Below are 14,945 nucleotides of genomic sequence, written 5' to 3' on the forward strand. Positions count from 1 at the left end.
TCTATTGTTAAATGAAAAAAGCCAATTGCGCTTATATAAAGCGATTGGCTTTTTTCGTTTTGAAGGGTGCTATACGGGAATCATAGCTGACTGGCTCAAGATATGTGGAATATTTTCTGGAGGCTGTGGTCGATAGTAAAAATAACCTTGAACGACATCACAGCCTTCTGATTGGAGCCAAGTGGCTTCTTCAAGAGATTCTACCCCTTCAGCTAGTACGTCTAACCCTAAGTTATGTCCAAGTTGAATAATAGAGCGAACGATAGCCTCTTGGCCTGTTCCTTGCCGTAAGTCCTCTAAGAAGATTTTATCAATTTTCAACATATTAATCGGCAACTCTTTTAATAGACTAAAAGAGGAGTAACCTGTACCAAAGTCGTCTAGCGAAATTTGGACGCCAAGTGATCGAAGCGTTTCTAATTTGTTTAAGATTGCGGATTCAAATGCAAGTGAAGCAGTCTCAGTAATTTCGAGCTCCAAGCAAGTAATATCCATTCCTGTTTCTTCTGCTGTTCTTAGTATATTCGGGAGGAAATCATCGCTTGAAAGTTGCAAAGGTGAAACATTCACAGCCATCATCACTGGCGGGCATCCTATTTCATGCCACGCAACCCACTGAGTACAAGCTTTTTGGAGGACCCAATCACCAATTTTTCCAATCATCCCTTTTTCTTCTCCGATAGGGATGAACTCAACAGGAGATATAAATCCTAATGTAGGATGGATCCATCTCAACAATGCTTCTACTCCAATAGTTTCTCCAGTAACCATTGAAACTTTTGGTTGGTAGACCAAGTGTAATTCACCTTTGTCTATTGCCGAGATTAGCGCTTCTTCAATGTCTAAAACGCGACGGTTTTCATTGTATATATCGAGTGTGAATTGGGTGAATTGGTTTTTACCATTGTTCTTAGACACTAACATTGCGAGATTTGCGAATCTTAACAACTCATCTCCAGAACTTGCTTGAGATGGATAAGAACTAATACCTGCACTAAGGGATACGTTAAGATGTACGCCATTTACGGTGAATGTCTTCTCACGAATAGCCGTGACACAATCGTCAGCGCGCGATGCTATTTCGCTCATAGTTTTGTCAGAAGTTAAAATGATGAATTCATCACCAGCGACGCGTGCTAGCAAGTCATTAGGTCCGAGGGTCGACTTTAAGAAACTTCCAATTTTTTTGAGTAACGCATCACCCGCTTGTAAACTTAGTGATTCATTAACATATCTGAGTCGGTCTACATTTAAAAAAATACAACCTACTTCATCGTTTGTTGACGTACGCAAGGTGAGTTCTGAATCTAGTTTATGTCGATTGGCAAGTCCGGTTAATGTGTCATGAAAAGCGAGCTGTTCGATATGAGCACGCGATTGCAATTGTTCTGTGACATTACTGAACATCCATAACGAATGCCCTGATAATTCTGTAGTAATCGGGTTTCGCCGCACTTCTAATGTGCTGTCTGGTAATTCTAAAAGAAGTTCTTTGTAAGGTTCAACAGATTCAGTAAGCAGTGGATGGTACTGTCTCAAGTTGTTGAAAGAGAGGGCGCTAGAATCCACGTTAAACAATGCGGTAAAGGCAGGATTTACATGGACTAGTTTTCCGTTCATATCGCTAATTGCAATTCCATCTGCTGATGAGTTTAAGAGAGTATGTTGCAAAATCTCTTGTCTACGCCAAAGTTTATCGAATACAAGTGAGAAGAAAAAGAATGAAAAGACGATAAGTGTGACTCCTGCAATAATCCATGCGAGAACGGAGGGATCTAATGTTGTAGTTGCAGTGTCAATAGAATCCTCCAAAAAAGTGAATTGAGTCGCAGCCATTCCGGTATAGTGCATGCCCGTTATTGCAACTGCCATAACTAATGAAAACAGAAACTTGACGAGCCGCGACATCGAGTTCTTGGAAAAAGGTGAACGAAAACCGAGCCACAAAGCAGTCAACGAAGCACCGATTGCAATAACTATGGATAACAATACGAGTGTCTTGTCGTATGTGATTTCAACGGGTTGTACTGCTTCTATACCAATATAATGCATGATTACAATCCCAATCCCCATAATTACGCCAGAACTGATGAATCGAGGAGTGCTCGTTATATCTGTTGAAATAATGCTGAATCCGAGAAAGCAACCAGTGATTGCGATGAAAACTGAAAGGATGACGAGTGTAATATCGTAGTGAACTCCTGGAGGGAAATGAAATGCTAGCATTGCGATGAAGTGCATGGACCATATCCCAATCCCGAGAGATGCACCTCCAGCTATTAACCAAGTGAGTTTTCGTTTTATTGATGTATAGGAAATCCGTTGCGCTAAGTCAATAGAAGCGTAAGCGGAAATTGTAGCAATTAAATAAGAGAGTAAAACGAAATACGTATTGTGCTGTGCAAACATACCTACTCCGTGTGTGTGTTCCAATAATTTCAACCCCATTCACTACCTATAGTATCGGTTTGCAACTGAAAGCTTGAAGAAAACAATGTGTAAAACAATTAATAGGTAACGTTTGTAACTTGAGAATGTTAAACGAATAACTAAATTGACCGCAAAAAAAGCCAATCGAGTGTGTCGACTGACTTGTTGATAGGTTATATTGAACAATTAGTCTTATATGTATTCGATCGATCGCTGCAAGAGAGTAGACGATTTTGAACAGTGAGTTCGTCATCTGTTAATAGACCAGATTCTCGTAAGTCCTTGAGTCGCTTGAGTTCAGTAGTTAGAAACTCTTGTCGAGAATAGCGTTGGGCACGGCTCGGTTTCACTAGTCGACGTGAACGGTTTTTGAGTAATGCAAAACCTGAATAGAGTGCACAGCATGTAAAAAGCAGTACAATCCCGAGGACAATAGACTTTGTGAATCCCCATGTCACTAACAAGACGAAAATACCGAGAACAAACCAACTCATCTAGTCCAACCTCCACTGTTTGATAAGACTATTTTATCTATAAAAACAGGTAAAGTATACAGTCCTAAAGTCACGTATTCATATATTTTCGCGTTTATAAATAGTTGCCTATAGAAAGTTAGTAACTACTGTTTGAGAGCAGGTAAAAAAGGTTGTCCTTAGAGAAGTATAACGAATAATAATGCTCTATCATTCTCCTTGAATTTGTTAGATACTGAATACATAACCAGGACAAAGGAGAATGAACGAACAAATGAAACCTTACCGGAAATGGATGACACTGGGTGTGCTTAAACTATTAGTAGCTTCAATTTCACCAAATTATGCATTGGCGCACGAATTTACAGACGTTTCACCGACATACAGAGAGTCCGTCGATTATTTAACAGGGAAAAATTATACAAATGGTATTTCACCAACACTTTTTGCACAATTGAGTCAATAACCCGCGGTAGCGCAGCGGTCATATTGGCAAATGCATTAAAATTACCAAAAGACGATATTGCAATGCGTAAATTTGCAGACGTTCCCGCACGTGCGGAACAGGCGATTGCTGCGTTAAAACAGGCAGGCATCGTCCAAGGGAAAAGCGATCAGTTTTTTGGATTTGCAGATTCCATTAAACGGGGTGAGATGGCTCTTATGCTTCGCCATGCTTAATCCTACGCCTTGACTGGTAACTCCTCCAGCGTTGCATTTCGGGATGTCAATAGTCGTTACGTGGATGCAGTTGCTGGATTAGTTGCAAATGGGATAACAAAAGGCAAGTCGGAAACCAGTTTTGGAACAGATGACCTGTTGAAGCGAGGAGAATTCGCGGTGTTGGTGTATAGTGCAGAAATGGATAAACTGACAAAAAGGATGCCGAAATCATACAGTGTTCTTGCGGACAAGTTGAACAGTGGAAATGTGAAATCCATCAAGCTGATCAGCGATAGCATTTCAGCGGGCGCTGGTGGAGAGGGTTACCTGATTCCGGCAGATGGACGTGTGATTTTACAAGACGGAAAGACTACGTATAGGGAAGCGTCTCATCAAGCGAATACATGGGCAAATCGATTCCGTGCATACGCTAACAAGTCAGCGTCCGGTCAACAAGTCGATTTCTTCAATGCAGGCATTAGCGGAAAATCGGCTCAGTGGTCATTGGAGCACGTGAACAATCTGGTTTCATCCAAAGAAGATGTTGTCTTTGTCATGCTTGGTACGAACGACCGTATCGATAGTAGTCTAGACCAGTACGAGCAGACAATCCGCAAATTGTTAGTTGAAGTGGATAAACGATCGGAGCTCATGATTGTTATGGCGCCACCACCTTCGGCAAATACAATTTACAATTATAAGTTCTCACCGGAAAGCATCAACCATGTATTGAAACGGATCAGTAGTGAAAACAACTATACATTCGTGTCCCATTACGATGCAGTAAACGCATATTTAAAGGCGAATCCCGAAACGAACTATACAGATTTGATGGTAGCAGACAGTCCACACCCGACAAGCGCAGGGTATTCGGTCATGTGGGAAGCAATCCAAGAAAAATTGCAGTTGAAATGAAGACGAGTAGCTCTTTTCGATAGTTTGAACTGACATACAAAAAGCCACCCTCATGAGGATGGCTTTTTTGCATATCAAGAATTTGTACGAGCGTTTTTCAATTCATTGGAAAATGTTCGGGTGATGTCCCGAGGACGCGTGATCGCGCCACCGACAACTGTTGCGTAGACACCGAGTTCGAATACACGTTTCAGCATCGCGGGTGTTGCGATATTCCCTTCAGCGATCACCGGGGTAGAGACCGCGTTCAGCACGTCCTTCAAGAATGCGAAGTCATTGTGATACACTTTTTCACCTGTAGTATTCTCCGTGTAGCCATGTAACGTCGTGCCTATATAATCGAAGCCGAGCTGATCTGCGTGAACCGCTTCTTCTACGGTTGCAATGTCCGCCATTAGTTCGACGTTTGGTGCAGTAGTACGCACATATTCGACCAATTTCTGAAGCGACTCCGCAGGACGAGTTGCAAGCGTCGCGTCCATCGCAATCACTTCACACCCGCTTGCGAGCAATTCGTCCACCTCAGTGCGCGTCGCTGTAATATAGACATCCGATCCCGGATAATTCCGTTTCACAATGCCAATCACAGGTAGTGACACTTCTTGTTTGATGGCTAAGATATCTTCTTTTGAATTGGCGCGAATCCCTTTTGCTCCACCCTGGTAGGCAGCGAGTGCGACCTTGCTCATGATGAAAGATGAGTGTAACGGCTCATCTTCTAGTGCTTGGCAAGAGACGATTAAGTCAGATGGTAAATGCATAACGGTTCCTCCTTATCCCTCTAATTCTTCTTCTACTTGGTTCTTGATGACTGAAACTTGTGGTCCGTAAACGACTTGGACACCATTTCCGTTCATAATGACACCTTTACTTCCTGTCGAAAGGAATGCGTCTTTCTGGACGAGTTCAGGCTCCTTCACAGTCACCCGTAAACGCGTAGCGCAATTATCAAGGTCAATGATGTTTTCTTTACCACCAAATGCAGCGATAATCTGATGTGTACGGCTTCCTTGTTGGTCGGTGGATGGTTGTACAGCAGCTGATTCCGCTGGTTTTTCATCCTCACGACCTGGTGTTTTGAAATTGAACTTCTTGATCATGAACTTGAATACGAAATAGTACAGGAAGAACCAGACGATACCGATTGGTATCACAATCATCCAATTCGTTTTCGCTTGCCCCTGCAGGACTCCGAACAGCATGAAGTCGATGAACCCACCTGAGAATGTCTGTCCAATCGTAATATTGAAAATGTCAGCCATCATGAACGCTAACCCATCAAATATTGCGTGAACCACATATAATGCAGGTGCAATGAAGAGGAATGAGAACTCAAGTGGCTCTGTTATTCCTGTTAAGAATGAAGTTAACGCGGCAGATAGCATGAGTCCGCCAACGACTTTTTTGTGCTCTGGCTTCGCAGTATGATAAATCGCAAGAGCCGCTCCGAGAAGACCGAACATCATCGTGATGAAGCGACCGGACATGAAGCGGGACGTGCCTTCATAGAATCGGGTTGTTGACGGATCACTGAGTTGTGCAAAGAAAATGTTTTGCGTACCTTGAACCAGTTGACCACCGATTTCAAGCGTTCCACCGAGGCCAGTCTGCCAAAATGGCAAGTAGAAAATGTGGTGCAATCCGAAAGGCCCAAGCATACGGAGGATGAATCCATATAGGAACGTTCCGATGACGCCTGTCGCATTGACCAAATTTCCAGCTTCAGAAATCAGGTTTTGGAACAGTGGCCATACGAAGAACAGGATTGCTCCAAGAATGATGGATGAAAATGCAGTCACAATAGGTATGAAACGTGAGCCGCCGAAGAATCCTAAATACTGAGGTAGCTCGATTTTGTTGAACCGATTATGCAACATACCGGCCATAATTCCGACGACAATACCACCGAACACGCCCATTTCAAGCGTTTGAATGCCTAAAGCTGTTCCTTGTCCGACAGCGGATAGATTGTCAACAGCAAGGGAATCGGTGATGATCAAGATTGCATTGATGGTCGCGTTCATGACCAAGTAACCGACAAGGGCTGCGAGTGCTGCTGTTCCTTTATCGGAACGGGCAAGACCAATCGCTATCCCGACAGCGAAGATGACAGGAAGGTTGGCGAATACGATGCTACCTGCGCTGCTCATTATCGTAAAGAGTGCTTGTAAGAAAGACTGATCTAAAATCGGATACGAACTTATTGTATTCGGATTGGATAATGCGCCCCCGATTCCGAGAAGCAAACCAGCGGCAGGTAAAATCGCGATGGGCAACATGAACGATTTCCCGAACTGTTGCGCTTTACCGAAAAAGTTTTTCATAAATCATTAACCTCCTGGAAATATTTTTATTTAGAATAGCAAACGCTTTCAAAACTGTCAATATACGATTTAGCCTATTCAATACAGTGGCGGCGATTTTAGGCTATGCTATGATGAAAGAAAGAACAACGAGTGAAAGGATTTTGACAATGGATTTTGAAAATCGTCTACAAATGTACAGTTCGGAGTTCACCGAAAACGATCGTAAAATCGCAGGGCACTTGCTGAGTGAAAAAGATATTGCGCAGAAATCGATAACGGATCTTGCAGAAGTGATCGATGTATCCCCTTCAAGTATCACCCGTTTCTGCAAAAAGATTCAGTTTGCAAGTTTCCAACAGATGAAGTACACGATTCTTGCGACGAGTACGGAAAAGCGCTCGATTGTCGAAGATGTCGATCGGGTTTCGAATTATTACACGTCCATTATTGCATCCACTCAACAATTCATGGATCCTGAACAAACGGAACGGATTGCTAATGAGTTAATCGCTGCGAAGCGCGTCTTGTTTTGCGGCATAGGCAATTCGGGGTTAATCGCCAAGGAATTCAATAGCCGGATTGAGCGCATGGGAATCGATTCGACATCCATCACAGATGCCCATGCCATGGTCATGAAAAGTGCATTGTTGCATGAAGAAGACGTCTTCATGTGTTTCTCGTATACAGGTAAAACACAAAGTGTGTTGGACGCAACGCAACAGGCGAAAGAATGCGGAGCTCGAGTGATTGTCATTACGACTAATGATTCCGAAGAGCTAACTGCGTTAGCTGATGAAGTCGTGCTAATCGCCAATCATGTTTTCGTAGATGACGAAAAGTTCATCAATACACAAATTTCAAGCCTCTTTTACTTGGATGTACTTACATATCGATTGCTGGAAGATCCGAGGTTGATGGAGCAACGTAAGAAAACCCTCCATGCCCTCAAGCGTTTTGGTTGAGCACGTAATTCAATAGTAAGTGATCCAATCCCTCAATCACCTTTTTTATAGGTGAATCGAGGGATGTTTTTTCCTGCACATTTCCTAGTTTGACAATTTACTGAATAATGCACTATTTAATTCAGCGGAACGTATAATTATTCACAACTAATTATAGTTAGATTCTTTGAAATAAGTAATGAAATTAGAGTTGACTGATATAAATGCTTGTAGTAACGTATATGAAATCTGATTACGAATTCGCCGAGGCTCGATGCGATTCGAATATGCATACACAAATGTGCATATAAATGGAAGTGGACTTCGAAGGGTTATGATGGGGATTGGGTCAGAATAGAAAACGTCAGGGGGAAGAATGGATGACAGAGCACGCAAGCAAGGGGAAGAAAAAGTGGCGTATGGAAGCACCACATCCATTCGTTATTCTGTTCACCGTCATCATTATTATGGCGATTGCTACATATTTAATACCAGCAGGAGAGTATGATCGAGTTGAAAATGAAGACGGCAGGTCATATGTTGTGGACGGATCATATCATCCTATTGACGCGGAATCTGCGGGCATTTTACCAGTATTTGAAGCGGTACATAAAGGAATGGTGCAAAGCGCGCCGATCATTTTTTTCATCTTCATTGTAGGTGGCGCATTTAACGTTTTCCGCGAATCGAATGCGATTGAAGGAGCGTTCGGAAGCATTTCGACCAAATTAGAAGGCAAAGAGATGTATCTGATCCCGATTGTCATGCTGTTCTTCGGGCTAGGTGGAGCGGCAATCGGGATGTTTGAAGAGTCGCTGCCGTTCATCCTAATTATGATTCCACTTGCGATTATGATGGGCTTTGACTCTCTTGTTGGAACGGGTATGGTATTAGTAGGGGTAGCTTCAGGATTCACAGCTGCCTTCATGAACCCGTTCACGATTGGTGTGGCACAAGGAATTGCAGAAGTCCCAATTTTCTCGGGTATGGGACTGCGAGTGATTTTCTGGTTTATTTACATGACGGTCGCGATTTTGTATGTTCTTCGATATGCGCACAAGATACGCAAGAATCCTGAAGCGAGCTTAATGTATGAAGAGGATAAAAAACGCAATATCCGCGTGGATTTGATCAAAGAACATACGTTGACAAAGAAGCAAATCGCGACACTTCTCATTTTGGTTGCGACACTCATTGCGCTTGGTTTCGGTGTCATCGAATTCAAATGGTACATTACGGAAATTTCTGCATTATTCCTCATCATGGCACTTATAATTGGTCTTGTGAATGGAAAAGGAATTAACGGAACTGCAGCTTCGTTCGTGCGAGGTTGTGAAGAGTTGGTTGTTGGTGCACTAGTTGTTGGATTTGCTTACGGTGCCCTTGTAATTTTGCAGGAGAGTAGTACGATTGACACGATTCTATACGGAATATCTGGTATGGTTTCACAACTACCATCAAGTTTTGCCGCAATCGGAATGTATGTCATGCAATGTCTGTTAAATATCATCGTGACTTCAGGAAGTGGTCAAGCTGCCCTCAGCATGCCAATCATGACACCACTTTCTGATTTACTAGGAGTGAGTCGACAGACATCTGTTCTTGCTTTCCAAATGGGGGATGGGCTGACGAACATCTTTACGCCAACGAGCGGTTTGCTGCTTGCGGCACTCGCAATGGCGGGAATTTCATTTGCTAAATGGTTCAAGTGGGTGTGGCCATTGATTTTGATTCAATTTATACTTGGAGCTATATTCGTAACCATTGCGCACGTTTTTGTCTGGCCTGCGTAACTTTTAAGGAGGAATTGTTTTGTTAAATCAATTATTCGAACGTTATGACGGAGTGTACTCGGAACAAGTAGAAATTAGACGTCATCTGCACCAACATCCTGAGTTATCGAACGAAGAAGTAGAAACACCAAAAATGATTGCTGAATACTTGCGTAAACTTGGAATCGATGTCCGTGAAGGCGTTGGTGGACGCGGTGTAGTGGGGACGTTAGTCGGCGGCAAACCGGGAAAAACGATTGCACTGCGTGCTGATTTTGATGCATTACCGATCCAGGATGAAAAAGAAGTCCCTTATAAATCGCAAGTGCCCGGCGTGATGCACGCTTGTGGTCACGATTTGCATACCGCGTCGTTACTCGGCGTTGCGAAAGTGTTATCTGAAGTTCAGGACCAAATCGCTGGAACAGTTGTTTTTGTTCACCAATTTGCTGAAGAAACAACACCAGGTGGAGCGGATCTGATGGTCAAAGATGGCTGTTTGGATGGCGTCGACGTCATTTATGGAGCACATGTCATGTCCACCGAGCCTGTTGGAACGGTACAAGTGATGGAAGGGTATTCGTCTTCAGCGCAAGACGATTTCACTATCGAAGTGATCGGGAAAGGTGGTCACGGAGCGTCTCCTCATGAAACGATTGACGCGCTCGTTACAGCAAGTCAGCTCGTCGTCAATTTGCAGCAGATTGTAAGTCGACGCGTGAGTCCGCAAGAAGCAGCAGCTGTAACGGTCGGTTCATTGCATAGCGGGGAAGGCCATAATGTCATCCCGAACAAGGCAATCATTAAAGGGACGGTGCGAACGTATAACGAAGAAGTTCGTAAAATGATTGAAGGTGCATTGAAGCAAATCGTGAAATCGACATGTGAAGCAGCGGGCGCTGAGTATAAGTTAGTTTATATTAGTGATTGTCCTTCCATCTGGAATGATCCTGAAGAGACTACGCGAGTGAATGAAGTGGCTACGAAGATCTTCGGTGAAGAAAAAGTGAGTTATGGACCGCCTATGATGGGCAGCGAAGACTTTGCGTATTATCAGAAGGCAGTTAAAGGATCATTCTTCCTAGCTGGCGGAAGAAATCCTGAAATCCAAGCTGTCTATCCGCATCACCATCCGATGTTCGATGTTGATGAACGTTCAATGGAGTATATCGGCAAGACGTTCATTGGCCTTGTATTTGAGGATGTATTGAACAACGAGTAACCATAAAAAAAGCTCGTACCTGAACGCACCGGGTACGAGCTTTTTTTATGGTCCATCAGAACAGAATTTCTACGATACCAATGACGATCAGCAATCCGCCCGCGATTCCAGTAGGGTATTTGCCAATCCACGTACGCGAAAGTAGCGACCCGAATCGATGGCTTGCGCCGATTGTAATTAATGAAAAGAAACCGACCGAGGTAATCGTACCGAGCATTGAACTACCACCGACGCCCATTCCAAACCCCGCCGCCAAACAGTTTGCAGATAAAAGAAATCCAAGAGGAAGAGCTTCACGAATGGAGATAATCCGATCGCCATCTGTATCGGCGACGGTAGGATCTTCGAACGGATTCGGTTGCATCGGCCTCGGCTGCAGTAACATCCACAGACCGATTGTACACAGTAATAACCCACCGATGAGATCCGCAGTTCCTAAGGAAATATAAGTCGATAACTGATCACCAGTTACCATAGCGAAATACGTAACTACCATTGACACAAGAGCGATCGTGACGTTCGAGCGAAAAGGAATCTTAGTCTTTTGAATGCCATATGCCAATCCAATTCCTAAGTTATCTAAGTTGGCAGCGATGCCAAGGAAAAGTATCATAATCCATTGCATAAGTCCCGGCCTCCCTCGGTGTACCTGCAGTATATGCATCGAGGCTTACGAGGAAGGGGGCACATGGATTAGTTGCGGGATGAGCAAAATGTAGTCTGATGCCGATAAATTCGCTCATGTTGCCGATTGTTTGCGTGAAACTTCCGATTCATGCGCACATCTTTCCGATTCCCACGATCCAGCGGAATCTCTATCCAAAAACAAGCGAAGCGCTACCAATTAATCCCTTAACGCAGTTGAATTGTGTCCCGTTATTGAGAAACTTGGCTATGTGTAGGAGAAATCATCGGGAGTGATGGAGAAACTCGACTATGTGAAGAAGTAAGACGCCTGAGTGACCGAGAACTCTGTATGTGTGTCGGACAACTCCTGAACGCCAGGACTTAATTGACTACTCAAAAAATTCTAGGAGAGTTGGGGAAAACCATTGCTTGCACCAAACATTCTATGCTATTCTATAAATGTGTAATCGGTTACACACGGAATGGAACGTCCTGTCTACTACTACTTGAAAACAGGTGATGAATTGAAGAAACGTATTGTCGTTGTCGGCAGTTTAAATATGGATATTATAATTTCAACAAACCGCTTGCCCCAGATTGGTGAAACGATTTTAGGCAATGAAGTCAACTACCTTCCCGGCGGTAAAGGCGCCAATCAGGCTGTCAGCATTGCACGCTTGAACGGCGATGTCTCCATGATCGGAGCGGTTGGCCAAGACGAATTTGGAAAAAGTTTACTGGAACAAATGGAGAAAAACCAAGTGAACACGACGTTTATCGAACAAGTCCAAGACGTCAAAACAGGTATCGCAGACATTTTTCATGTCAATCATGATAATTGTATCGTCGTTGTCCCTGGTGCAAACTTCACGCTGACACCAGAGAAAATCACGTCCGAAATAGAGCAACTCATTTCCGAAGCGGACGTTTTGTTAACGCAACTCGAAATCCCTTTGGATACCGTAGAAAAGGTCTTAAAAATCGCGAATAAATACAATGTAAAAACAATCCTAAACCCAGCACCTGCGCAAACACTATCTGCAGAATTACTTAAACTAGTCGATTATTTGACGCCAAACGAAACAGAATTTGCACTGCTAGCAGAGCATAGCTTCACGACAAATGCAGAATTGACTGAGCTCATGAAAACATGGGGAGACACGTATAACCAAACGCTAATCGTCACGCTCGGCGAACAAGGAAGTGCGTATTTACAAGACGGAGAACTCGTCATTACGCCTGCTGAAAAAGTCAAAGTCGTCGACACGACAGGTGCAGGTGACTCGTTTAATGGAGCACTTGCTGTCGGGATTGCTGAAGAAAAATCACTCTCAGAAATGGTTGAATTCGCAACTCGAGTCGCTGCACGCGCGGTAACAAAATTCGGAGCACAAGACGGTATGCCATACGCAGCCGATTTGGATTAATTCAAAAAAAGGGAGACGTTAATATGGAAACGATTTCTATCCAATGGATCGAAGAACGTCTCGACGGGTATCTTCGGGACACTTACAAACACTTGCACATGCATCCCGAATTGAGTAAAGAAGAAACGAATACTCAAGCGTTCATTCAACAAGAATTGGATCGCATTGGCATCGATAACAGAGCGATGGCAGACACAGGTGTGTGCGCAGAAATCACTGGAGCGCAGCCTGGTAAAACGATTCTTATGCGTTGCGACATTGACGCATTGCCAATAGAAGAAAACACAGGACTTGAGTATAGCTCGAAAAACAAAGGCGTTATGCATGCCTGTGGACATGATGCGCATATGACAATCGGTCTAGCGATTTTAACGATCTTGAAAGAGCGCAAAGACGAGTGGAACGGGACAGTCAAAATCATGTTCCAACCTACGGAAGAAGCACAACCGGGTGGAGCGAAGCCGATGATCGAAGAAGGGATTCTTGAGAATCCTAAAGTCGATGCAGCCATTTGTCTTCATACGAATCCGTTCCTTGCACCAGGTGTTTTTGAGATGAAACCTGGATATATGCTTGCGAATACGGATCGCGTGTACATAACACTTATCGGTAAAGGCGGACACGCAGCAGCCCCTCAGCAAGGAATTGACGCTATTGCGATGGCGGGTCAATTCGTTTCAGGTGTTCAAAATATCGTGTCACGCCAAACGTCACCGCTCGATAACGGCGTCATTACGTTCGGAACCATTAATGGAGGTACGACTTCGAACGTATTATGCGGTCGGGTGGAAATTTCTGGAACGGTTCGTACGATTAAAACAGAAACTCAAGACCGTATCGCATCACAATTGGAAGTATTGCTACGTTCTGTCACGGAATTCTGGGGTGGATCGTATGAATACACCTACAGCAAAGGGTACCCTGCAAGCTGGAATGACCCTGAACTGACAGACGTGTTAACACAATCGATCACGTCAACATTTGGAGAACACGCTGTCGTGGTCAATGAACACCCGTATATGAGTGGCGATGATTTCTCTATAGTTGCGGCAGAAGTTCCATCCGTTTTCATGTATTGGGGCACGGGATCATCTGAAAAAGAAAACTTCCCTTGGCATAACGCGAACTATCATGTGAACTTGGATGCGCTGAAGTACGGTGTCGCAACAGGATTGCATAGTTTAACCGAACTACTACAATGTGAAAAGGTGGGACAATCATGAAAAAAGTGATTATTGACGTAGATACTGGAATTGACGACGCAATCGGAATTTTACTCGCAGAAAAAAGCGGACAGGCAGACATACTCGGCATTACAACGGTGAACGGGAATACATCTTTAGAGCAAGCGACGAGAAACACTCGTAAAGTCACTACGTTACTAGGTCGTGACGACTTGAAAGTAGTTCAAGGTGCAGCACGTCCGTTGTTACGCGAACCGTTTTTTGAAGTGAGTGTTCATGGAAACGACGGAATCGGTGGCGCGTTGCAAGATATGGAAGTTGAAATCCGTGATGAAGGCTTCGCTCCTGATTTCATCATCGAACAAGCGAAGAAATATCCAGGTGAAATCACAGTTATTCTACTTGCACCACTGACGAATATGGCGCTTGCTATCCGTAAAGAACCACGCTTGAAAGATTTGTTGAAAGAGCTTGTCATCATGGGCGGAGCAGTCGACTTCCCAGGCAATATTACACCAGCAGCTGAATACAACATGTACATCGATCCAGAAGCAGCGAAAATTGTGTTGCATTCAGGAATCCCGATTACAATGGTTGGGCTCGACGTGACGTCAAACACATTATTGACGAAAAAAGATGTTGAAGCGATTCAAGAAGGACCAATTCGTGACTTCGTTGCAGAATCAACAGTTCATTATATGAATCATTACCTTAAGAGAAACGGTCGTGAAGCCTGCTCAATGCACGACCCACTTGCAGTTGGCGTTGCATTAGATCGGACACTTGTGAAAACAGAGAAATACTTTGTCGATGTAGAAACAAAGAGCGAATTGTGCGATGGACAAACGGTTTGTGACTTCAAAAACTATTACAAGCGCGAACCAAATGTAAATGTGTGCATGGAAGTGGATGAAGCACGTTTCATCCAAACATTAGTTGATACATTAGGAAAGTAAGTTAGGGAAGAGTCTGACAGTAGGTTGTC

Annotated in this window: 14 protein-coding genes; 9 read left to right on the plus strand and 5 right to left on the minus strand. The window is 43.8% G+C overall.

Going from position 1 to position 14,945, the window contains the following annotated elements:
- Positions 1–69: 69 nt before the first annotated feature.
- Together ACRPI0_RS01060 and ACRPI0_RS01065 are read right to left on the minus strand one after the other, a co-directional pair.
- Positions 70–2,442 carry a bifunctional diguanylate cyclase/phosphodiesterase gene (locus ACRPI0_RS01060; RefSeq protein WP_432354218.1) on the minus strand — a complete coding sequence of 791 codons (2,373 nt, stop codon included), beginning with the start codon at positions 2,440–2,442 and terminating at the stop codon, positions 70–72.
- 161 nt (positions 2,443–2,603) lie between these two features.
- Entirely contained in the window at positions 2,604–2,924 is a 321-nt protein-coding gene (locus tag ACRPI0_RS01065) for a hypothetical protein (protein WP_432354219.1), read from the minus strand.
- A 241-nt stretch (positions 2,925–3,165) separates the two neighbouring features.
- On the opposite strand from ACRPI0_RS01065, the gene ACRPI0_RS01070 reads away from it, so the two are divergent.
- From ACRPI0_RS01070 to ACRPI0_RS01080, 3 genes are read left to right on the plus strand one after another with little or no spacing between them, the layout of a single operon-like run.
- Positions 3,166–3,369, plus strand: coding sequence for a hypothetical protein (locus ACRPI0_RS01070; protein WP_432354220.1), 204 nt, complete (start codon positions 3,166–3,168; stop codon positions 3,367–3,369).
- A gap of 23 nt (positions 3,370–3,392) precedes the next feature.
- Positions 3,393–3,584 (plus strand): S-layer homology domain-containing protein, encoded by a 192-nt coding sequence (locus ACRPI0_RS01075; protein ID WP_432354221.1) that lies wholly within the window; start codon positions 3,393–3,395, stop codon positions 3,582–3,584.
- 9 nt (positions 3,585–3,593) lie between these two features.
- Complete coding sequence (locus tag ACRPI0_RS01080) at positions 3,594–4,481, plus strand: GDSL-type esterase/lipase family protein (RefSeq protein ID WP_432354222.1); 888 nt, start codon at positions 3,594–3,596, stop codon at positions 4,479–4,481.
- A gap of 74 nt (positions 4,482–4,555) precedes the next feature.
- On the opposite strand, the gene ACRPI0_RS01085 is transcribed toward ACRPI0_RS01080, so the two are convergent.
- Positions 4,556–5,242, minus strand: a complete 687-nt coding sequence (locus tag ACRPI0_RS01085) for an N-acetylmannosamine-6-phosphate 2-epimerase (RefSeq protein ID WP_432354223.1) — start codon at positions 5,240–5,242, stop codon at positions 4,556–4,558.
- A 12-nt stretch (positions 5,243–5,254) separates the two neighbouring features.
- Positions 5,255–6,805: a glucose-specific PTS transporter subunit IIBC gene (ptsG, locus tag ACRPI0_RS01090; protein ID WP_432354224.1), complete on the minus strand. Its 1,551-nt coding sequence runs from the start codon at positions 6,803–6,805 to the stop codon at positions 5,255–5,257.
- Between the two features lie 149 nt (positions 6,806–6,954).
- On the opposite strand from ptsG, the gene ACRPI0_RS01095 reads away from it, so the two are divergent.
- The 3 genes from ACRPI0_RS01095 (at position 6,955) to ACRPI0_RS01105 (ending at position 10,722) form a co-directional block, all read left to right on the plus strand.
- A complete protein-coding gene (locus tag ACRPI0_RS01095) occupies positions 6,955–7,749 on the plus strand; it encodes a MurR/RpiR family transcriptional regulator (RefSeq protein ID WP_432354225.1) in 795 nt (264 codons plus the stop codon).
- Positions 7,750–8,108: 359 nt separating this feature from the next.
- A complete protein-coding gene (locus ACRPI0_RS01100; protein WP_432354226.1) occupies positions 8,109–9,521 on the plus strand; it encodes a YfcC family protein in 1,413 nt (470 codons plus the stop codon).
- Positions 9,522–9,540: 19 nt separating this feature from the next.
- Complete coding sequence (locus ACRPI0_RS01105) at positions 9,541–10,722, plus strand: amidohydrolase (RefSeq protein WP_432354227.1); 1,182 nt, start codon at positions 9,541–9,543, stop codon at positions 10,720–10,722.
- 55 nt (positions 10,723–10,777) lie between these two features.
- Here the strand turns inward: ACRPI0_RS01105 and ACRPI0_RS01110 are convergent, their stop codons facing one another.
- Positions 10,778–11,347, minus strand: coding sequence for a manganese efflux pump (locus ACRPI0_RS01110; RefSeq protein WP_432354228.1), 570 nt, complete (start codon positions 11,345–11,347; stop codon positions 10,778–10,780).
- A 484-nt stretch (positions 11,348–11,831) separates the two neighbouring features.
- Between ACRPI0_RS01110 and rbsK the strand changes: the two genes are divergently transcribed.
- The 3 genes from rbsK to ACRPI0_RS01125 are packed head-to-tail and all read left to right on the plus strand — an operon-like array spanning position 11,832 to position 14,916.
- The gene (rbsK, locus tag ACRPI0_RS01115) at positions 11,832–12,776 is read left to right on the plus strand and encodes a ribokinase (RefSeq protein ID WP_432354229.1); all 945 of its coding nucleotides are present in this window, start codon (positions 11,832–11,834) and stop codon (positions 12,774–12,776) included.
- Positions 12,777–12,799: 23 nt separating this feature from the next.
- Positions 12,800–13,999 (plus strand): M20 metallopeptidase family protein, encoded by a 1,200-nt coding sequence (locus tag ACRPI0_RS01120; RefSeq protein WP_432354230.1) that lies wholly within the window; start codon positions 12,800–12,802, stop codon positions 13,997–13,999.
- Positions 13,996–14,916, plus strand: a complete 921-nt coding sequence (locus ACRPI0_RS01125; RefSeq protein WP_432354231.1) for a nucleoside hydrolase — start codon at positions 13,996–13,998, stop codon at positions 14,914–14,916. The genes ACRPI0_RS01120 and ACRPI0_RS01125 overlap by 4 nt, the downstream gene beginning before the upstream one ends.
- Positions 14,917–14,945: the final 29 nt, after the last annotated feature.

The organism is Sporosarcina sp. A2 (genome assembly GCF_050858885.1).
In the GTDB taxonomy this organism is placed as follows: domain Bacteria; phylum Bacillota; class Bacilli; order Bacillales_A; family Planococcaceae; genus Sporosarcina.